Origin of the sequence: Terrabacter tumescens, from assembly GCF_014646815.1 — a bacterium.
Classification (GTDB): domain Bacteria; phylum Actinomycetota; class Actinomycetes; order Actinomycetales; family Dermatophilaceae; genus Terrabacter; species Terrabacter tumescens.
The window spans coordinates 159,929-180,370 of sequence record NZ_BMNZ01000005.1 but is presented as its reverse complement, the minus strand read 5'-3'; the positions used below and the strand labels follow the sequence as shown (position 1 = coordinate 180,370).

Annotated in this window: 13 protein-coding genes; 7 read left to right on the top strand and 6 right to left on the bottom strand. The window is 64.2% G+C overall.

Features of this window, described 5'->3' with window-relative positions; all coding sequences use genetic code 11:
• Nucleotides 1-526 precede the first annotated feature (526 nt).
• The 6 genes from IEY30_RS14025 to IEY30_RS14000 are packed head-to-tail and all read right to left on the bottom strand — an operon-like array spanning nt 527 to nt 11,605.
• Complete coding sequence (locus IEY30_RS14025) at nt 527-2,386, bottom strand: DUF262 domain-containing protein (RefSeq protein ID WP_030199386.1); 1,860 nt, start codon at nt 2,384-2,386, stop codon at nt 527-529.
• 9 nt (nt 2,387-2,395) lie between these two features.
• Nucleotides 2,396-5,479 carry a type III restriction-modification system endonuclease gene (locus IEY30_RS14020; protein ID WP_030199387.1) on the bottom strand — a complete coding sequence of 1,028 codons (3,084 nt, stop codon included), beginning with the start codon at nt 5,477-5,479 and terminating at the stop codon, nt 2,396-2,398.
• Between the two features lie 4 nt (nt 5,480-5,483).
• Nucleotides 5,484-7,448: a site-specific DNA-methyltransferase gene (locus IEY30_RS14015; protein ID WP_030199388.1), complete on the bottom strand. Its 1,965-nt coding sequence runs from the start codon at nt 7,446-7,448 to the stop codon at nt 5,484-5,486.
• Between the two features lie 2 nt (nt 7,449-7,450).
• Nucleotides 7,451-8,143 (bottom strand): DUF4391 domain-containing protein, encoded by a 693-nt coding sequence (locus IEY30_RS14010; protein WP_030199389.1) that lies wholly within the window; start codon nt 8,141-8,143, stop codon nt 7,451-7,453.
• Nucleotides 8,136-11,408, bottom strand: a complete 3,273-nt coding sequence (locus IEY30_RS14005; protein WP_030199395.1) for a helicase-related protein — start codon at nt 11,406-11,408, stop codon at nt 8,136-8,138. The genes IEY30_RS14010 and IEY30_RS14005 overlap by 8 nt, the downstream gene beginning before the upstream one ends.
• Nucleotides 11,408-11,605 (bottom strand): excisionase family DNA-binding protein, encoded by a 198-nt coding sequence (locus IEY30_RS14000; protein WP_030199397.1) that lies wholly within the window; start codon nt 11,603-11,605, stop codon nt 11,408-11,410. The genes IEY30_RS14005 and IEY30_RS14000 overlap by 1 nt, the downstream gene beginning before the upstream one ends.
• Nucleotides 11,606-11,994: 389 nt before the next feature.
• Here IEY30_RS14000 and IEY30_RS13995 point away from each other — a divergent pair, with 389 nt between their 5' ends.
• The 7 genes from IEY30_RS13995 to IEY30_RS13970 all read left to right on the top strand — a co-directional run bounded on the left by IEY30_RS13995 (nt 11,995) and on the right by IEY30_RS13970 (nt 20,364).
• Nucleotides 11,995-12,822 carry a hypothetical protein gene (locus IEY30_RS13995; protein WP_030199399.1) on the top strand — a complete coding sequence of 276 codons (828 nt, stop codon included), beginning with the start codon at nt 11,995-11,997 and terminating at the stop codon, nt 12,820-12,822.
• 189 nt (nt 12,823-13,011) lie between these two features.
• On the top strand, nt 13,012-13,335 hold the full coding sequence (locus IEY30_RS13990) for a histone-like nucleoid-structuring protein Lsr2 (RefSeq protein ID WP_030199400.1): 324 nt from the start codon (nt 13,012-13,014) through the stop codon (nt 13,333-13,335).
• Nucleotides 13,336-14,033: 698 nt separating this feature from the next.
• A complete protein-coding gene (locus IEY30_RS22270) occupies nt 14,034-14,321 on the top strand; it encodes a helix-turn-helix domain-containing protein (protein WP_373286716.1) in 288 nt (95 codons plus the stop codon).
• Nucleotides 14,322-14,981: 660 nt separating this feature from the next.
• The gene (locus tag IEY30_RS13985) at nt 14,982-15,233 is read left to right on the top strand and encodes a hypothetical protein (protein WP_030199403.1); all 252 of its coding nucleotides are present in this window, start codon (nt 14,982-14,984) and stop codon (nt 15,231-15,233) included.
• A 7-nt stretch (nt 15,234-15,240) separates the two neighbouring features.
• Entirely contained in the window at nt 15,241-15,684 is a 444-nt protein-coding gene (locus IEY30_RS13980) for a hypothetical protein (RefSeq protein WP_052358595.1), read from the top strand.
• Nucleotides 15,681-18,302 (top strand): ATP-binding protein, encoded by a 2,622-nt coding sequence (locus IEY30_RS13975; RefSeq protein ID WP_052358596.1) that lies wholly within the window; start codon nt 15,681-15,683, stop codon nt 18,300-18,302. The genes IEY30_RS13980 and IEY30_RS13975 overlap by 4 nt, the downstream gene beginning before the upstream one ends.
• 97 nt (nt 18,303-18,399) lie before the next feature.
• On the top strand, nt 18,400-20,364 hold the full coding sequence (locus IEY30_RS13970; RefSeq protein ID WP_156035337.1) for a hypothetical protein: 1,965 nt from the start codon (nt 18,400-18,402) through the stop codon (nt 20,362-20,364).
• Nucleotides 20,365-20,442 lie beyond the last annotated feature (78 nt).

Below are 20,442 nucleotides of genomic sequence, written 5' to 3'. Positions count from 1 at the left end.
CAGGTCAGAGGCTTTCTGACCTGCGGTTTCGGTGGTGGCCAGGGGCGGGGTCGAACCGCCGACCTTCCGATTTTCAGGTGTCGGCGGTTCTTCGCGGGTGTCCTGATCTGTCGTCGCCCGAGTTGTCGCCGGCCGCCTCGGTCCTAGGGACGGCCGGCTCGGTGTGGTCGTGTTGCTATCAGAAGCGCTATCAACGCGAGCCGCGCGCCACATCTGTCCCGGCACCCCGATAGCGGCCAGCACCAGGACCCCGGTCAGTGGGTCAAGGGTCGAGCTTGCTCGATCGCGAAGCGACGCTTTTGCGCCCTTGACGCGCTGGCCGGGGTCCGGACGATCTGGCTGCGGGGTGTCGGGCTTCGTCGTGCCCCGGTCGAGTTGTGCCTGGGCCCGGGCGAGGACGGCGCGCCAGCGCCGCCCGCAGCTGGGCCCTGCGCCGGCGGAGCCGGCGCCTTGACGGAGAAAAGACAATCCTCACCAAGCGAGTCGCGAAGGCGGCAGGCGCGGGCCCCGGCGTCATCGCCGCATGTCACGGCTCGCTGCTCGTCGCGAGAGCGACGAGGTCGTCAGGGTTCCACAGCCGCTTCGCGACGTCCCTGTACAAATCCCCACGCTCGATGATGTCAGCGGCCTTGAACTCCTCGTGGGCGTGAAACGGTAGACCCGACTGCTTGACGAAGGCCAGGAATCCTGGGTTCTTCTCGTAGGCCTGAGGATCCAGGCTGGCGGCAAGCAGGTTCTGGCTGAAGTACCTCGGGCGCTTCTGCGCGTAGGTCTCGTCGTTGTAGCTGGCGTTGAACTGCTTGGGGAGCAGGAGCAGGTCACCGATTCGGTTCCGGTGGCGGGCGAAGTCAGCTTCGTGGCTGAAGTTGTCGGTATGCCGCTCGGGGTGGTCGGCCCAGATGTGCTCAACCTCGTACTTCACCTTCGCACCGTTGGTGAGTTCGATGTAGTTGGACGCCTGGCCCGCGCTGACGGTGACGTAGTCGGTGATCCGGGCAAGGATCTTGTGGAGCTGGCTCCGATTCTGCTGGTGCACGTATAGGCCGTCGTAGTCGAAGGACTCATCGATCTTCAGCAGATAATCTCGGAGGACCGTCGCGAGTGCGTCCGTACTGAGGCCACGAATGTCGCGCATGACGGTGAACATGGCGTACTGCATCGTTGAGTACGCCGTCGAGCGGAAATTCCAGATGCGGCGAGCAAGCAGGGTGTCTGTGAATCGGCCGACGATCTCCAGCTTTCGGTCAATGACGGGCAGGTTGTCGTCGACGCACAGCGGGGCAAGGAGCAGTTGGTTCTGCAGGGTGAACCCCAGGTCCGCGTTGAAGCGAATGAACCGAAGAGGGCTGTCCGACTTAAACGTGCCGGCGGACGCGTCGAGGATCCGGGCATAGTGATGGCTGTAAAAGTCGAGGTCGCGGACGACGAATTGGTAGAAGGCGTCGTGCGACTTCAGGCCCACGCTGTCGTGCGCCCCTCGGAGCCAACGGTGGAACTCAGTGCCGATGCGGTCCCAGTCCTCTGGTCTTGCGCCCTTCTTACGCTCGCGAATCTTCGTCGAGTATTGGCTCCGGAGCCAGGTCTTGAGAAAGTCTGAGCTCGCGTCCTCCGCATGCTCGTCCAAGCCCCGCAGACGCTTGCGCCAGAGGTCGTTGGCCTTGGTGCGGGGCTTGCCGTCCTCCATGTTGGCGAGCAAGTACCCCTTGAGCATGTCGGCCGGGGTGAGCTTCAATCCACGGTCGTTCATGGTCTCGAAGATCGCGTAAGCGTCGTCGTCGCTGTACGCCGTGATCTGAACGAGTTGCACCCGGTCCTTCAGCCAGTCGATGAAGAACGGCAGCGCTGCTTCCTTCAACTCATCAGGGAACAGCCCATCGAGCTCCGAATACCTCGCGACCAACGTGTGAACCGACTCCGCCGCGTCCGGGGGCACCTCGTACTCGCCAGACTCGAACAGGGCCTCCATGCAGTCGTTACGGTCAGGGACGTCGAGGTTGAACGATTTCTCGCCGAATTTCTCAGAGTAGATGAGCTCGTCAATGTTGACCACCTCTTCGCGCCCCTGCTGGAGCCTTCGGAGGTAGGTAAGGAAAAGGGTCAGGCTGGTGAGTCGTTGCTGTCCATCAACGATGAACGGCTGGCTCCCCTTCTGGGAGATGATGATCGAGCCGAGATAGTAGCCGGCGTACTTGGCCACATCTTTGCGGGCGTGGTCAGGCTCGTAGAGGTCGAGGAACTTGGCCGTGAGGTCAGCTACGAGTTCTGCGATCTGCTTCGACTCCCACTTGTATTCGCGCTGGTAGTAGTCGATCGAGTACTTCTTCTTCTCGAGTACTTCAGCGATCGTCTTGGCGACGCCATCGATGGTGCGGTCTAGTTCGGTCACCGTTGGTCCTTACTCCGTTACAAGGTCCATGAGCTTGGAGTAGCTGTCGACTACTTCGTACTTCACACCGTCGTGCTCGGCCTTGCCGTTGAGCGAGGCGAAGAATTTGCGGGCGCACTCGATCTTGGCGTTTTCGACACCCTTGAGCTGGAGCGTTGACATGGAGCCCTTGGTCTCGGCGACGAAGTACACGTGCTTGAGCTGCGTGACGTCGTCTCGGAACGCGATGGCCCAGTCGGGGTTGTAGTCGCCGACCGGTGTCGGGATGAAGAACCCGCGCGGCAGCTTGGAGTAAACGACGACCTCGGCGGACACGTCGAGCTGCTCGACGAACGATCTCTCGACCTTCGAGTCGGTGACGACGTACTCGTAGACGCTCTTCTTCAGTTTCTGGCCCACCTTCGACAGGTCCTGGGCGGTCTGGTTCTCGGTGAAGATCGAGGAGTCGTAGCGGTTGTCGAGAGGGTCGTAGCTGAGGTGCTCCACGATCACCGCGGCCTTCTGCTCGTTGATGAGCCGGGCGGTCTCGGTGATGAACTGCTCGGGGTTCTGCTTGAACTTTGCGAACGTGCCGGGGTTAATGCCCGCAAGGATTGCCGCGCAAGTCCGGCGGGTGAGCTGGGTCTTCTCCGCGATCTCGCCGAGGAGGTCGTACTCGACCGTCGAGCCCGCTGACACGGCCGAGTGCTCGACCTTCGTCTCAGACACCTTGAAACCGGTTCCTGCTTCGAGCTGCTCGACTTCGAGGCCCACGAGCTGCTTGCCTGTCTCGACGAGGTACTGCATGACGGTGACGTTCAGGTATGTGTCGAGAACACGGATGCAGTTGCGGATCAATTCGGCGGAGTCGAACTCGACCTGGTAGACGGCCTTGTGGCTGATGCGGCTCCACAGCTCCTGGAACTCGCGCTTCGTGAAGTTGGCCTCGTTTAGCGGGATCTTTTTCGGCTTGCGGCCATCGATCGGCTTGGGAACGTCGAGGTATAGCGCATCGACGAGCGGCCAGGCGAAGTCGATCACCGGCTTGAGCACCTCGGCGGTCGGTGCGGCGAGGGTGCCGTCAGTGCGGGCGTCCTTGTACGCCTGCGTGACCAGGCCGTCATCGTCGATGTAGTCGTGACGGATCAGGTGGTTGTAGAGCGCCTGGGCCACCGCCTTCTCCAGCACGCTCGTTGAACCGTCGGCCAGCTTGAATTGCTTTCCAGTGAAGTAGTCGACGCTCGCCTTGCGCGGCCGGGCCGACAGCGACTCGACGATCTCCTTCTGCAGGGCAGTGACGTAGTCGGTGTAGGACTCGTCGGTCACGACGGTCAGTTCGTTGATCTCGTGCACGGTGACCGGATTGTCCATTCGCTCGCCGTGCTGGTCGACTGACAGCCGCAGCCCGCGGCCGATCTCCTGTCGCCGCGTGGTGGTGCTGTCGCTCTTCTTGAGCATCCCCATCACGAATACGTTCGGGTTGTCCCAGCCCTCGCGCAGCGCCGAATGCGACCAGATGAATCGCACTGGCTCCTCAAACGACAACAGCCGCTCCTTGTCCTTGAGGATCAGGTCGTACGCGTCGACGTCGTCCGACTGACCGGCGAAGTCGCCGCGCGCGGCGATCTTGCCGTCGATGGAGCGGCCGGTCCTCTTGTCGATCGAGAAGTAGCCCTCATGTGTCGAGCGCACCGGTATCGCCTCGACGTGCTTGTGGTATCGCTCGGCGGCCTCGTCGAAGTCGAGCTGGCCGAGGTAGTCGTCGAGCACCGCCTGGTACTCCTGCTCGAAGACGCGCGCGTACTCGCCGAGCGTGTCGTCGCGCTCGTAGTCTCGGTACTTGGCGACCTCGTCGATGAAGAACAGCGACAGCGTCTTGATGCCCTGCGCGAACAGCTCGCGCTCCTTGTCGAGGTGGGCTCGTATGACCTCGCGAATCTGGATGCGTCGCTTCTGGTCCTCAGCGACGTCCTCGGTGACCTCACCTGCGCTGACGATGTCGCCGTTGCTCAGCTCGACAATGTCGCGATTGGCGTCGACGTCGCGGATGAACAGGCCCTTGTATGCCTCTATGCCGCCGGAGATGTCATGCAGGTTCATGCCACGGCTCAGGCGCTTCACCTGCCGCTTGATGCCTTGGGCGGTCTGCACCTCCAGCTCGACCCTAGCCTTTGGGAATTCTGTTCCCTTGCCGACCTCTAGCCCGTCGACGTACAGGTAGGCGCTGCTGCCGGCCAAGTTCTTGACCGTGATGCCGCGCACCGCGATCTTCTTCACGAGCTTTTGGTTGTAGGCGTCGACCGCGTCGAGGCGGTGCACCTTGGTGCGCTCGATCTTGTGCGTGGCCGAGTACCGCAGTGCTAAGAGGGCGTTGAACAACCCGAGCGCCTCCAACGACTTCGACGGCTTCTTCGCATCGCCCTCGATCTTCTGTGGCTCGTCGATGATGAGGATCGGTCGGTTCGCCGCTATCACGTCGATGGGTCTGCGGGACTGGAAGTCGTCAAGCACCTCGTATATGCGGCGGGCGTCCTTGCCAGTGGCGTTGAACGCCTGGATGTTTATGATCATCACCTGCACGCCCGAGTCGGACGAGAACCGCTCCAGCTCGTGCAGCCGTGAGGAGTTGTAGATGAATGCGCGCGGCTTGGTGCCGTAGAAGTGCTGGAAATGCTCGGCGGTGATGTCGAACGACTTCTTCACCCCCTCGCGGATCGCGACGGACGGTACGACCACGATGAACTTTGACCACCCGTACCGCTTGTGAAGCTCCATCATCGTCTTGATGTAGACATAGGTCTTGCCGGTGCCGGTCTCCATCTCGATGTCGAGATTGATTGGGGCCGCCGACTTCTTGACCGGGTCTCTCAGATCCTTTGACAACTCTAGCCCGCGCGCCTGCTGCACCCGGTGGACGTTCGTCAGCAGCTGCGGTGGCGTCAGCGCGATCGCAGCGTTGCGCAGGCCCGCGTCCTCCAGCAAGGTCATCGCCGCCTCCTTGCCCGGGTCGATGCGGTACTTCACCCCGTCGGCATACGGCTGCCCGGTGAACACGTCGACCACGGCATCGACGGCCTCGGTCTGGTACTGCTGGACCTTGAACTGGAGCTTCATCAGGTCAGATCGCCCTTACCTCTGTCTCGGGTGACACCTCGCGGAAGAACTGCTCGGCGTTGATCCGCGCGGCGTCGCTGGGGAAGCCCGCATCCAGGAACACGGCACGCAGCGGGTGCCTGTTGGCAATGTGCTGCACGATGGCGTCGGTGACCTCGTCGGCAAAGCACGCAACCAGAGCGTCATCGGCGACGGACAGCACTCGTCGGCCACCGATGTCTTCGGCCATGATCGACTCAGCGAGATCGAGTCCCCAGTCGAGCAGCACCTGGAAGAGCAGGTCTTCGTCGGTGCGGTCGGGCTTTACGCTGCCGACTGCCTCGGAGAGCGCGTACTGCGTCAGGTCGTCCGGGGTCGCGAGGGTGTCAGCCATGTTGGTCGTCGCCACGTGTAACGATCGGAAGCCTACGTCGAGATCCGCGCCCAGCAGCCCAGCAGCCTGCTTCGCCTGTACGCCGGCGCGGCGCAGGCGTTCACGGGCGATACTCGCGATGGTGTCGTAGTGAGGGTGGTGAACCTCCTCGTCAAGCTGGACAAGGATGTATCGGCGATCCCCGCCATCTAGCGCATTGAGGTCCATGACGGCGTGGCCAGTCGAGCCAGAGCCAGCGAAGAAGTCTAGGACGACGGCGTCTTTCGTCCCCCCGGTGACGAGACGGATCCAACGCGCAAGGACGCGCCGGTCCTTGGGATTCTCGAAGACGATCTCGCCCATGAGGTTGCGCATGTCGGTGCTAGCGGCCTTGCGGTCCTGCTCGAACACGGAGATCGCAACCTGCTCGTTGGTCTCGTCAAGGAAGGAGATCCCACGAGGGATCGCTGTCTCGTCCGCGCCGAACCAGATCTGTCCCGCCGCGATCCGACGATCCATCTCGTCATTCTGAAAGCGCCAGCCGGTCTTCGGAAGCGACACCGGTTTCCGCGTCGTCGGATGGAGAACCTCGTATCTGGGCCCGCCTCGGCCGGGCCACGTGATGTTGCCGTAGGTGTTCATCGGTCGGCCCGTCCCGGACTGAAGCTGGTCGTACCGCGCTACCGAATCGGTGATCTCACCGGCGGTCTTCTTGCTCTTCAGCCAGGCCTTCCACTGGACGGAGGCGTCGTCGTCGCTCTGACGGGTCGACCAAATCGATGCGGCTTTCGCCAACGCCGTGTCGAGACCGACCTTGGGCTCTCGCCACCGCACACCGAGCTCGCTCAGCTGCGTCTCGTTCTTCGCGTAGATGAGCATGTAGTCCGCGCCGTTGGATACGTAGCGTGAGTCGTTCTTGCGACCGCCTTGCCACACGACGTCTGAGATGAAGTTCTGGGCCCCGAAGACCTGATCGAGGAGTAGGCGGAGGTTCGCATGCTCGTGGTCGCCGATCGCGGTGATGATGATCCCGTCGTCGGTCAGCAGGCCACGCGCGAGCTTCAGCCGGGAGTACATCATGCTGAGCCAGTCGGAATGGAATCGGCCGTTCGCCTCGGTGTTAGCGACGAGGCGGTCGCCCGTTTCCGACTTCTGGCCCGAACGGGCGAGGTAGTCAGCGCTCGACTCGGCGAAGACGTCGTCGTAGACGAAGTCGTTGCCGGTGTTGTACGGAGGGTCGATGTAGATGACCTTGACTTTGCCGAGGTACGACTCTTGGAGGAGTTTGAGTGCCTCCAGGTTGTCCCCCTCGATGAAGAGGTTCTTAGTCGTATCGAAGTCGATCGATTCCTCGCGCACGGGGCGCAGCGTCATCGCGATCGGCGCGTTGGCGGCCAAGGCGGCGGCACGCTTGCCGGGCCAGTCGAGTTGGTACCGCTCCTGGGGTCCTTCGACGATGTGGTTGGAGAGCTCTTGGCGGAGTGCGTCGAAGTCGACAGCGCGGATGGGGTTGCCGTCGGCGTCGAGGGTCTCGGTGACGACCGTGGGAAACAGTTCGGCGATGTGGTCGATCTTGCGCTGGGTGAGATCTGGCGAGCGCATCTGGAGCTTGTCCACGGTCATTCCTTATTGGTCGGTGCGGGATCAATCAGCCCGGTGAGCACTACCGTGCGTTGCTTGATCTGCCTCCGGAGTTCGATCTTGCGGTTGAGTTGTGGTTCGGTGCGCAACGTCTTCTCCAGTGCGGCTATCTCGCGCTGAAGTTTTCGGGCTCGGTCTAGCCTGACGGTCGCTGTCGCCACTGTCTCGCCAGCGCGCGTCGCTACTGGCAGCAGAGCCGTGAGGATCGCCTCATACAGGCCAGGTAGGTCGAGTGCGCTGGGCAGAGGTCGGCGCTGGGCGTCGGCGGCTTGCCAGCCGGTGGTGAAGTAGGTGCCGATCCTAGGGGACCTGTCGTGTAGAGACTTCTGGGCGGCAACGGTACGCACTCGGTCGCCGCTGGCGACCTCGAAGACGATCGGGAAGTGCACCGTCTTGTCGATGGCGGTGAGGACGTCGTCGGAGACGTCCGCGCCCTTGGTTTCGACGATGAAGACCTGGATCTCGGGCACTGAGGTCGTGCCGCGCAGGTGAATGGTGTCGTCCGCGAGCTTGTAGGCCCAAGCGACGCGTTGAATCTCCTCGACGAACTTCTCGCGAAGCCCGGCGCGGACGTTGCCGTGTTCGTAGAACTTCGTCTTCGGCACGGTGCGCCCGAACGCGGCAGCTGGAGGCCACCGGAAGAGGACCGGCGTCTGGGCAGCCTCAGGCACCGGCGGGCTCCTCGACGATGGCAAGGAAGGCGATCAGCTCGAAGTCGTCGAGCCCGGCGATGGTCTGCACAAGGGCGGTGGTGTGCCCGGCGCTGAAGAGGCTGTCGACGTCGCGCTCCTCGGTGACGTCGACCATGGAGCGGATCGCCTCGGTGAGCAGGTGGCTGTACTTGGCCATGTCGGCACCGTCGCGGGTGGCGGTGTTGAAGACGCGGCAAACCTCCCAGGCTGGTTCGTCGCGGTTGCGGCATCCGGCGCGGACCAGGTCGAGAAGGTGTTTGACCTCGGTGTGGTCGGCGATTACTTCGCCCCGTTCGCCGAGGTACACGAGGTAGTGCGGGTGGAGGCGGTTGCCACGGTTGATGTGCTCGTCGGCGTTGATGTTGCGCAGCACGAACAGGACACCTGGCTTGAGGCCCTTGTCGCTGTCCGCGGGCACGACGGCGTGTATGCCCTTCGGGGTGCCGGCCAGATCGCCGTACTCCTTGATGTAGCCGAGCAGGTCCATGCGGAAGTCATTCAGGCCAAGGTCAGTGATCGATACACCCGTGCGGACGTCTTCGAGTTCGATGACTTCGTCCTGGAGCTTACGAAGCTGCTCCTTGCGGAAGGCCGCGTCGCTGGCCTCTTGGGTGAGCACGTTGTCATCGGCGGTCGCGGCAAGGTCGGCGATGACCATGCGGTTCTCGACGCGCTCCTTGAGGTTGATGTACTCGTCCAAGGAGATGTCCGGCCAGAAGTTGACGAGCTGGATGCGCTCATTGGTCGAGCCGATGCGATCGATGCGACCGAACCGCTGAATGATCCGCACCGGGTTCCAGTGGATGTCGTAGTTGACGAGGAAATCGCAGTCTTGAAGGTTCTGACCCTCGCTGATGCAGTCGGTGCCGATGAGGACGTCGATCTCGGAGGACTCCTTGGGCATCACGAGGTGCCGCTGCTTCGACCGGGGCGAAAACAGCGTGAGGGTCTGCTGGAAGCCGTAGCCCTTGCCGACCGTCGTGGATGGGTGGCCCTGGCCCGTGACGAGGGCGCTGTCATAGCCATGCTGCTTCAGCACTGGGGCGAGGTTCTTGTAGAGGTACTCGGCCGTGTCGGCGAAGGCGGAGAAGATCAGCACCTTGCGGTTACCGGGGTTCAGCGGCTCGGCGAACTTACCGGAGACGAGCTCGCGTAGCGTGCCCAGTTTCGAGTCGCGCTCGGGAGTGATGCCGCTGATCGAGGCGAGGAGCTGTTGGATGACCTTGCGGTCGTTTATAAGGTCGAGGCTCCACGAGTCGACATCCATGTCGGCCAGGTCGATCTGAACCTTCCGGCCGACACTCCCGCTCGTCGGGAACTCAAAGTCGTCATCGTCAGCGTCGATGTCGGCGAACGCGGAAACGATGTCTGCAATGTTTGCGGTGTGGTTGTCGACGGCCTCGATCGCCTCGGCGAGCGTGAACTCGAGACGGTTCAGCGTCAGCCGGAATGCTTGAATGCTGGATTCCAGCCGCTTGAGCAGGTTCACGGTCATGAGCTTGCGGATGCCCTGCTCGCGGCTGGCCGCACCGAGGTTTGCGGTCTCCCCGCCCATGTAGTTCTGGCCCGACCCGGCCCCGTAGATCAATTCGTACTTGTCGCGTCGGCTCGGGAACACGTACGCCAAGGGCGTGTAAACAGCGAGCGTCAGGAGCTGGAGTTGCTCGAAGATCTCGTTGAATGTAGGCGCCTCGGCCAGGTCGGTGAGGGGCGGTCGCAGCGAGGCGGGCTTTAGTCGCTCGGGGAATAGGCCGATGTCCGTGGTGTCGTAGAACGCCTGGATGTGCTTGCGGGAGCGGGCGATGGTCACCGCGTCGAGTAGTTCGAAGAAGTCGAAGTCCAGCCGGGCAAGGATCGCTTCCGTCGTGCGTTCCTCGGGCGGCAGGTCGGACCACTCGTTGAAGACGCGCTGAGCTTGCCGGAAGATCTCCTCGATCCCCGTCTGGATGTTCAGCTTTGCAGCGAGTTGCGCCGACTCGCCCTCGTAGGCCAAGGCGAGCTGATTGCGCAGGTCGTTGAACCGGTTGTTCACCGGGGTCGCCGACAGCATCAGCACCTTGGTCTTCACGCCCTCGCGGATGACCCTGCGCATCAGCCGCTGGTAGCGGGTCTCGCGATCCTGCACGTAGTCGGCGTTGCGGAAGTTGTGTGACTCGTCGATCACGACGAGGTCGTAGTTGCCCCAGTTGATCAGATCGAGCCGCTTGCCTAGCGACGCGCCGCCGTCGCGCGATAGGTCGGTGTGGGCGAGGACGTCGTAGCTGAAGCGGTCCTTGGCGAAGATGTTCGTCGTGTAGTTGCTGTTGTAGTTCGTCCAGTTGTCGGCGAGCTTCTTCGGCGCCAGGACGAGCACGGTCTTGTTGCGCAGCTCGTAGTACTTGATCACCGCCAGCGCCGTGAACGTCTTCCCCAAGCCCACACTGTCGGCGAGGATGCAGCCGTTGTAGGTCTCAAGCTTGTTGATCACGCCGGTCGCAGCATCCCGTTGAAAGTTGTACAGGGCTTTCCAGGCCTCGGTTTGTTGGTAGCCAGTCAGGTCGTTGGGCAGCACGTCTTCGCTGATGTCGTCGAGGAACTCGCTGAACAGGTTGAACAGAATCTGGAAGTACACCCGTTGCGGGGAGCTCTCCGCGTACACGCTGGCGATGTGCTCGCGTACGGCCGTCGTCACGTCCTCGACCTGGTCGGGGTTGTGCCAGATCTGGTCGAAGAGCTGGATGTACTGCTGCGTGAACGGCGCATCATCGATCTTGTGCACCATGTTCGACACGGCCGGTCCTCGCTCATAGCCGAGGTCAGCTGTCGTAAAGCCTTGGAGCGGGGCGTATGCGGCGGTGTCGTCGACCACGGCGAACGACTGCATCGGTGCGCCCGTGCGGTTCGAGCGGAAGGTGACCTTCTGCCGCACCCACTCCGCGCACTCCCGCGCGATGGCGCGCTGGGTCAGTTTGTTCCGCAGGCGGATCTCGAACTCGGTGCCGTACAGCGCGGCATCCCGGTTCTTGTCGTTCGGGATGAAGAATTGCCGCTTCTCCGCCGCAGGTTTGTCGGTCGCCTTCGCCGTTGTGAACGACGGCGACGTGAAGATGAACTCCAGCTCCTTGATCGACTGGAGTTCATCTTTCAGCGCCTCGTAGGCGAAGATCGAGAACGTGCTTGCCGCGATCCGCAGCCTTGACCCGGGCTTAATTGAGCCCCTTAGATCGTCGCCGAGGAGTTCGTTGAGGTTGTCGATGATCCTCATCAGTCGAGCTTCTCGTCGGCGGCGTCGGGCGCGCCGGCACCGCGCACCCACGCGTCCACCTCAGTGATCTGGAACTTCCACAGCCGCCCGACCCTGTGAGCGGGCATCTCCCTGTTGGCGATCCAGACGTAGATGCTGTCCTTGGTCACGCCGAGGTGCTCAGCGATCACGTCGGCAGACACCCAGTGCTCGGTCACGCGTCGAAGGTTAGCCCCATGCGGGCCCGGTTTTTGCCGGTTTCGCCCGGCCTTGCTCCTATGCTGCTTGGCCCACGCCTCAACGGACCGTCCGCCGGTGAGGCGGGGACTGCTGCACCCGTTGGTGCGCCCGGACACGGGGCGGAAGGCGCGAGTATCAGAGCGGCGCGGTTGCAGGGGTGCTCCATGGGCGGACACGGACCGGGCCACCGCGCTTCTTCGCAAGAGGAGCGTGGGTAGGTGGGCTGGACTGCGCAGAGTCCGCTTGCTGAATGCAGGGCGACTTGAAGTGTCCCAGAGTGTCTTGGGGTCAGGAGCCAGTGACACGTTTGGGGCTGGCGCCTCGCGAAACGGCATTGCAGGCCGGGGGCGCGCTTAAGATCCTCCCCATGGTCAAGAGGCAAGAACTGGACAGCGCCGGCTCGAAGTTCACTCAGGTGTTGGACGCCGCTGCCAAACTCCCTGGCGTGCGGATCAACCGAGCCTCCTATCTCCGCGTTGCGCTGAAGCGACACTGCACTGAGGAGCAGATCGCTCAGGCGATTGCCGAGAGTCCGGCGGCCGCGGGTATCCCGCTCGAGATCATCAAAGAAGTTGCAGACACGTCAATCGCCTACGAGACGAGCAAGGCAACCGGAGCGTCCACGCTGGCGGGCTTGCCGGGGGGCATTGCACTGATCGGGACTGTGCCCGCCGACATGGCCCAGTACATGGGCCACATGCTGCGTATTGCCCAGAAGCTCGCCTACATCTACAGCTGGCCCGATCTCTTTGCCGATGGTGGCGATGAGATGGATGAGGCCACCGAGGGGATCCTCACGCTTTTCGTTGGGGTCATGCTCGGAGTGCAACTCGCTCAGGGTGGGGTGGCCAAGGTGTCCGCAATGATCGCGGCCCAGGTCGTTAAGAAGTTGCCGCAGCAGGCGCTCACCAAGGGCGCGATCTACCCCATCGTGAAGAAGGTTGCGGGCCTTCTTGGTGTTGCGATGACCAAGAAGGTCTTCGCCAGCGGAGTTGCGAAGTTCATCCCTCTCCTGGGGGCCCTGTTCTCCGGCGGCCTGACGTTGGCCACCTTTCTCCCCATGTGCAAGAAGCTGCAGGGGCACCTGGCGAGCCTGGAACTCACCAAGCCAGGACACCGACGCGCAGAGGTCCCAACAGTCGACGCGGATAGGGTCGAGGAAGCCGCCGACGAACACGTCCACGCCGCGAACTGAGCGGTCGCGACCCACCGGCCCTGGGTCCATGCGTGAGCGCATGAGAGCAGATGACGCGCGGCCGTTGCCGCACGCTTCGTCAATTGCCACATCGGGAAGCGGAGAATCACGTCGCGGCATGGCGGGCTCTTGGGCAGCGGCGTCCCCATCGCGAGGTACGGCGCACTGTGGACCGTTTAGGCTATCGGCATGGCAACAAAGTTGATCACCACCCTTGTTGACGACGTGGATGGCACCGAAGCGGCGGAGACTTTGACCTTCGCTCTAGACGGCACTACCTACGAGATCGACCTCAGCAGCAAGAATGCGGAGGCGCTGCGCGTAACCGTCGCGGCGTGGGCAGGCAAAGCTCGGCAGATTGGGAACCGGACGGGTGCCCGGCGCAACATCAAGGCAGTGGGGGACTCGAGAAATGCGCTCATCCGTGCGTGGGCGGCGAAGGAGGGCCTCGAGATTCCTGCACGTGGCCGAATCCCAAAGGCAGTTCAGCGGCAATACGACGCGGCGCAGTAGGTATCGGGGTCGAGAACATGCGTCGCTGCAGGGTGTGGCAGGGGATCCTTCATGTCCGGCCTCGGCATTTGTGACACGGGATGCCAACCCCTCTCGGGTGCCTTGCCCCGGTCGGCCAGTACTCGGGTGCTGCCCGATTCGTTGCACCGGTTTGAACGCGCCAGACCCTGCGCAGCGCACGTGCCTCCTTGCGTTCTGCGCTGCGCGAGTAGGGCAGCGCGCTCTATTCGAGAGTTGGCATAGATGACGGGACGCACCCACACGGTTCTCTGCACCCGGGGGAGGTCACGAGCCCGGCACGTCGAGTATCCGAGCAGGGAGGCCTCAGTCCGCGATCGGTCCGTCGGTATCGCAGGTGCGGCACACGGTGCGTCGCCCGACGGTTGAGCGGTCGACAACGTGGATGGAGTTCGGATTCATGTCCCACCGTTCTCCAACGGTGCGGCACCACACCGGGTGGAAGACGGATCCTGTCGGGGTGACGTAGGCCTGATGGGCCCCCGCCCGAGGGGAGTCGTCTGCCGCACGGTATCCGCGCGAGGGCTTCACATTCAGGATTGGTCCGAGACTCGCGGCGTGCTCCCTCGCTGCGCGTCTCATCCGCGGAGTCTTGCCCGACTTGCTCATGTCACGAGCCTAGGACGAGCGAGCTCGGCCATCGTCGTGGACGCCCGTCAGACATCTGGGGATTGCGCAGTATGCGCGTGAGGGAGGATCGATCGCCGGTGCCCGAGACTTGGCCCATGCCCTATCCATCGCGGCCGGTGCCCGAGCCGCTGCCGCAGTTCCTGGGGACAGCCACGAACCGGCAGACACCCGAGCAACGCAAGAGGCTCCTCGAATACGTCGGGAAGGGTTACCTCGAAGGGAAGTCGTTGCGGGTCCTGGCGGCCGAGACCGACCGAACCCAGACCGCAATCCGACGCGCCCTGCGGGACCTGGACATGCCGTTGCGAGACCGGGGAGCACCGCCCATCAATACCTGACGCCACATCGAAGTGAGGTGCACAGCGGGCGCCCAGGGGCACGGCCAGTGACCAGGGCCAGAGTGCCACGTGATCTGCTCTTCTGCTCTTTGGCTCTTCAGCGCGCTGGCGAAGCGGAGCCCCCGCCCACCATGGCTGGTGAACGGGGGACTGTGCTGGCCGTGATCTTGGCGTGGGGCGCCTGGCCAGCATCCCTGCGATCGGGTCGCGCCGCTGACCCTACGTCATCCCTCCGACAGTCGTGACGAGGCGGCACGACGAAGGTCGCCGAGCAGCCTAGCGGCGACCACGAGGGGGTTGCGCAGTGAAACAACGAGGATGACCACTCACTGTTTCGCGCGAGGCGCCGTACGCGTCTCGACCCTGCGGGTCTTCAATCCCGGCCCAGCTCCTGAGGTGGGCAGTGGTGAGGGCGCGGGACCGAGCCAAGCTGGGCGCTCTCCCTCCCTCGTCCTCGGCGCCTGAAACGTGGCTGGCACCCACGCGTCGCCTAGCTGAGACCCGGCCCTCGGCATAGACATGCGGCAGACGTCAGGTGAACAACGTCGTGAGGCGCTTCAAGACTTCGTCTCCCTCGGCGTGTTTCTTCTTCCCGATCGCAGGTGTCACGGTGCTCTGGAGTGGGCGATCTGCCCGATTCCATCCGGAAGGGGACACACCATGAGCACCATCGCGACGCTGGCCACCGCCGCCGGCACCACCGGCCTCCAAGGCTGGATCAAGTCCAACATCATTCCGCTGCTGCTCCTCTTGGTCGCGACGATGCTGTTCGTCCTGGCGCAGCGCGGGGACAACGCCAAGGCTATGCGTGTGGTCGCCGGCGTTGTCATCGCCCTGGCCGTCCTGGGCCTCGCCACGAGTGGCAAGGCAGACAGCGTGGGGTCGTGGATGGCCTCGCTCATCACGGGCTGAGCTGATCATGCGACTACCTGTCGACGACGAGATCTACAACGTCAACTCGGTCTGGCTTGGGCCGCCCAACCGCACGTTGCCATTCCGAGCCCGCTACAGCGCATACATGGTCGGCTCGATCGTTTTCGTGCTGCTGCAGATCGTTGAGCGGCGTCTCGGCATTGGGCTCGGCTTCTTCTCCCTGGCGTACAGCCTGCTTGGGACGGTCGCGCTGACGCGTCTCATCCTTTCCGTGGTGAATCCCGACCGGCCTCTGGGTGCCGTGCTGGCGGCGTTCGCCCATGAGGTGGCTGCACCGCGAGACGACCAGAAGGTCACGGTGCACACAGTCCGCCCGGCTCGAGTGCGTGCCGTCCCCTCGCGCCCGAGCCGGGCTCAAGCAAAGGCCCGGCACCGTGCTGGGCAGGCCGCCGTCCTAGGGGACGCTGCCGTCGAGGGGACGAGCTCATGACTGGCAAGCGTGGCCTGGCGCTGCGGCGCATCTCCGGGCACTGCACGGTGACCGCTCAGAAGGTCATGGCCTGGTACCTACTCGACCCGCAGGGCTGGTCTTTCCGCCCCGACAGGGTTCGGGAGCAGCTGATCATCGACGGCGCCGATGTGTTGTCGCAGCTCACGAAGCGTGAGATTCACCTCCGTGTGACCACGCGCCCGTATCCGGTGGCCAAGTGGGCGCGCGATCACGATGCGAACGCGCCGGCCCCGCTCCCGGGGTGGGGCAACCATCTGACGACCGATCAGAAGCGCCTCGCGTCGCTGTCCATGGCGGACAAGGAGGTCTATCTCGGCGTCGAGATCCCAAACCGCAGCCCGCTGTTCAAGGCGCTCGGCTCTATCGGGGACAGCGTGAGCGATGTCCTGGGCGGTGTCGCGGCGCACCGGGAAGTCACCGCCCTCGAGAAGCAGGTTCGCGCCACTGACGAGCTGATGTGCTCACCGGGTATCGAGGCGGCTCCCGCGACCCCTCGGGAGCTGGAGTGGCTGTTGCACCGATCCTGCTCTCTCGGGCTACCAGCCCCCCTCACGCTCGGAGGCGTCGACGAGCCGAGGTGGGACGTGGATGACCTTGGCGAGTTCACGGATCGGGTGAACTGGTTCGCCACGCCGTACGGACGAACCCTGCGTGTCGTCGGAGAACACGACGACCGGCGGATCGAACGACACGTATGCGTGCTCTCCGTCGGACGCATGACCGACCTCGAGATCCCGCCAGGCATCCCGTGGATGCAGCGCACGGACGAGCTCCCCTTTCCGGTGGAGTGGTCTGGACGCGTCCAGGTCGAGGACGCCGCCAAGGTGGGTGCTGCGATGCGCCGCAACATCCAGAAGATCCGAGCTCAGGCGAACCACTACGAGCTCGAGCACCACGAGCCTGCTCCCGGAGCCCTGGAACGACAGGCGTCCCGTGCCCTCGCGGTCGAGGACGAGATCTCCATGGGCCTCTCCGGGCTCTCGACCCGCACGACCGGGTGGTATCGGATCGCCGTCTCAGGCGCCACGGAGGATGAGGCGATCGATCGCGCGAGCCTCGTTCGCAAGCTCTACGCGCCACAGGTGACGATCGCCCGCCCACAGGACCAGTACTCCGTCGCTCGTGAGTTCATCCCCGGGGAACGTCTCGGCTCGACTGCGTACCGGCGCCGTATGCCGGTCACGACACTTGCTGCGGCGGTGCCCGCGGCCACGGCCACTGTCGGCGACCGCGTCGGGATCCATCTCGGCCAGACGTCCGGAACATCGGCGCGAGTGGTGACGTGGGAGCCCTGGCTGGCCACCGAACGCGGCGAGGAGTCCGGGTTGGCGGTCCTGTGTGCAGGGCTCGGGGGCGGAAAGTCCACGGCCGGCGGCAACATCATCTACCGCACGGTCATCCAGGGCGTTCCGTGGACAGTGCTCGACCCGTCCGGGAGGCTGACCGCCCTCACTCGGCTGCCCGAGCTGGCACCGTACTCACGAGCGGTCGACCTGCTCGACGCGGCTTCGGGCTCTCTCTCGACCTACCGTGTCATCGCGGAGCCCGATCGTCGTCACTACCCGGACGAGGCCGGCTGGCGGGCCGCGATGGAACAGGCCAAGGACACCCGACGGCTCCTCACGAGCAGCGTCTTGCGCGCCATGCTTCCGAAGCAACTCCAAGAACATGTGCTCTCCGAAGTCGCACTGATGCGAGCGGTTGGCTCGGTACCCGCGAACGCCTGGTCCTCGTGCGACCAGGTCGTCACGGCCTTGGCTCAACTCGATCGGGGGCCGAGCGGGGAACACACTGGCGATCCGGAACTAGCCCGACACGCCGGCTACATGGCCGACTTCCTGCGAGAGGCTGCCAAGACCAGCCACGGCCGGTTGATCTTCCCCGCAGGGCGTCCCGCCGCCGACACCGAGGCGGATCCGCTCCTGACGGTCTACTCGCTGCGCGGCCTGGCGCTGCCCGATGAGGCGACCACAGGCGGCGAGGATCTCGACGAGCGCCTGTCGATGTGCGTCATGTACCTCGCGGCGTGGCTGACTCAACGCGGCATGTACTTCGGCGACGTCCATGCCCGCAAGGGAATCTTTATCGACGAGGCGTGGGCTCTGTCGACATTCTCGAGCGGTCGACGGTTCATCGATCGCGCCGCCCGGGACTCTCGCAAGCACAACACCCGCGTCCTCATGGCTTCCCAGAACCCGGCCGACCTGCTCAAGCTCGACCTAGCCAACCTTTGCTCCGCCGCGTTCATCGGCCGCCTGACCGGCGAAGACGCGCAGACGGACGCGTTGCGCTTTCTTCCCAACATCCGCGACGGCCTGGGCTACGAGCAGATCTTCGGCACCCTGTCGCGCCCCTCCCGGGACGGGCTGCGGGGACCTCGAGAGTTCGTCTTCAGCGATGGCTCCGGCGGCATCGAGCGCATCCGGATGGACCTCTCGGCCCACCCGCACCTGCTCGAGGCTCTCAACACCACCGCTGCACCCGACAAGGCTCGAAACCGCATCGAGCGGGCCAGCGGCACGTTGGAAACCGGCGATTGGAGCCCCGGCGCCGAGGCAGACGAGTCGGAAGTCGATGCCAAGAGAGCGAGTGCCTGAGATGTCGGCCGCTACTTGCCGTCGGCGCCTGCTGCTCGCCCTACTGGCCTGCATGGGTGCACTGGTCACCCTCTCCGCACCGGCGTCGGCTACTCCCATGACCTCGCTGGCCACCCAGGCGGCCCTTCCAGCGGCACCGTGGGACTGCAAGTCCGCGCCGACGGCGTCGTTGCCAGACACTGGTCTGCCCGGGTTCTTCGATCCGGCGCCGGATCCCATCCCCTCGCAGGGTGACCCGTGGGCGCGGCCCCGGAGCACCACCCTGTACGACCAGTACGGGTATGCCGGGCTCGGATGGACCACCTACGACACCGGTTGCGTCGGCGGACTGGGGGAGATGGACGCGACCGTCGACACCTTCATCGGCAACGCACTGATGGGCGGTGGTGTTTGGATCAGCTCTGCCACCAATGGGATTCACAATCGCGTCTCGCAGCCACAGCAGTACATGAAGCCACTGGACAACGTCATCGCCACGGTCACCAACCGCCTCCATGACTCAATCTGGTCGCCGTGGGGCATGGTCTCCCTGCTCGGCGTGGCAGTGCTGCTGCTCGTCTACTCGTTGCAGGGCCGGCTCTCCGCCCTGATGTCCGGCGCGGTTTGGGCGCTGTTCGTCCTCGTCGTTCTGTCCGGGGTATCCCAGTACCCGACGCGCGTCGCAGGCTTCTTCGACCAGGCGGTCACCAGTTCCGTCGCATCGGTCAACCAAAGTGCGGCGGACCTCACGGGCTCGAACACGGGAGACGCCACTCGCGCCCAAGGTGCCCTCATCGTCGACGACATCATCTACCAGTCGTGGTTGCGAGGGGAGTTCGGCGATCCAGGCAGTCCGGCGGCCAAGAAGTGGGGCCCTCTTCTGTTCCGGGAGTCGACATTCAGCCGAGCCGAGCTCGCCGCTGCGCGGTCCGTCCCCGACGGGGTCCAGAAGAAGACGGAGCAGAAGGCCAACGACTGGGTTGCCACCACCCAGGAGATCCAGGACCAGGATCCACTCGCCTATGCCGCAGTCCAAGGCAAGGCGAAGGGGCGAGCCGGGGCGGGCTTCATGGCCTTCGTTGGAGTCACCTTCACGGCCGTCTTCAGGCTCGTCGCTGACATCTTCGTCTTCGCCGGCCTGGTCATGCTGCGGTTGCTGGTCATGTTCTTCCCGGCCGCCGCCGTCTTCGGTGTCATCGCTCCGATGGCCAGCATCGTCCGGCGAATCGGCAACATCGCTGGTGCCTCCGTCGTCAACGTCATCGCGTTCGGGGTCGGCTCCGCGATCCACAGTGTGGCGATCGCAGCCATCATTCAGCAGGCCAACGGAGTCGGGATGGGCGTCCTGTCCCTGATCCTGTGCCTGGTCGTCTCCGTCGCTGCCTTCGTCCTGCTCATGCCGCTCCTGTCGCTGACGAGCATGCTCGGGCAGACCTCGCACCGTTCCCTGCTGCGCAAGGTCGGCCGCACCACGGCGGGGTACTTCGTCGGGCGAAAGGCCGTGGAGGACGGCGAGGAGGATGCCGCGAAGAAAATCGTCGGTGGGAAGCACGCCGGGACCACGTCGCATGAGGAGGGTCAGGGTCTTCCGAACGACGCCGGCCCTTCTCGATACGTCCGTCGGGTCAACCTGCCTCCGGAGTCGATTGGGAGGCGGTTCGACAGCGTCACGTGGACTCAGCCGGACGTGCCGGACCACGAACGCCATGTGGCTGGGCGGGTCAGCGAGCTTCAGCGGGGGCTTCCAAGCTCGACGCCAGCCGACACTGAACGCGCCGCAGCGGCGCACTCCTACCCCGGGAGGGGTGCGCACCCGTCGAGTGGCGGTGTTCCTGAGACGGTGGAAGTCCGGCCTTCGGCAGCGCACCACACCACAGGCACGATGCCGGATCGAGGCATCGAGGGCCAGCTCGTCGACGAGGTCCCGACTGGCCTCAAGGTCCTGACGCCCATCGCTCGCACGCACGACTCACACGCCGAAGTCACTGGCCAGGGACTGCGGGTGCGGATGTTCGACGCAGACACCAAGTCGATGGTCACGGTCAAGCCCGGCGAGTTCGAGCGAGGTGCACGAGGTGTCTAGCCGTCTTCATCGACTGATCGAGTGGCCGCTGTGGTCGTGGCGGCATCTCGCGATCACCACAGTCGTCCTCCTTGCCGC

Excerpts from the sequence above, each read along its gene's own strand:
- IEY30_RS13975 (WP_052358596.1), top strand. The coding sequence starts at position 15,681 with ATGACTGGCAAGCGTGGCCTGGCGCTGCGGCGCATCTCCGGGCACTGC.
- IEY30_RS13985 (WP_030199403.1), top strand. The coding sequence starts at position 14,982 with ATGAGCACCATCGCGACGCTGGCCACCGCCGCCGGCACCACCGGCCTC.
- IEY30_RS22270 (WP_373286716.1), top strand. The coding sequence starts at position 14,034 with ATGCGCGTGAGGGAGGATCGATCGCCGGTGCCCGAGACTTGGCCCATG.
- IEY30_RS14005 (WP_030199395.1), bottom strand. The coding sequence starts at position 11,408 with ATGAGGATCATCGACAACCTCAACGAACTCCTCGGCGACGATCTAAGG.
- IEY30_RS13995 (WP_030199399.1), top strand. The coding sequence starts at position 11,995 with ATGGTCAAGAGGCAAGAACTGGACAGCGCCGGCTCGAAGTTCACTCAG.
- IEY30_RS13970 (WP_156035337.1), top strand. The coding sequence starts at position 18,400 with ATGACCTCGCTGGCCACCCAGGCGGCCCTTCCAGCGGCACCGTGGGAC.
- IEY30_RS13990 (WP_030199400.1), top strand. The coding sequence starts at position 13,012 with ATGGCAACAAAGTTGATCACCACCCTTGTTGACGACGTGGATGGCACC.
- IEY30_RS14020 (WP_030199387.1), bottom strand. The coding sequence starts at position 5,479 with ATGAAGCTCCAGTTCAAGGTCCAGCAGTACCAGACCGAGGCCGTCGAT.
- IEY30_RS13980 (WP_052358595.1), top strand. The coding sequence starts at position 15,241 with ATGCGACTACCTGTCGACGACGAGATCTACAACGTCAACTCGGTCTGG.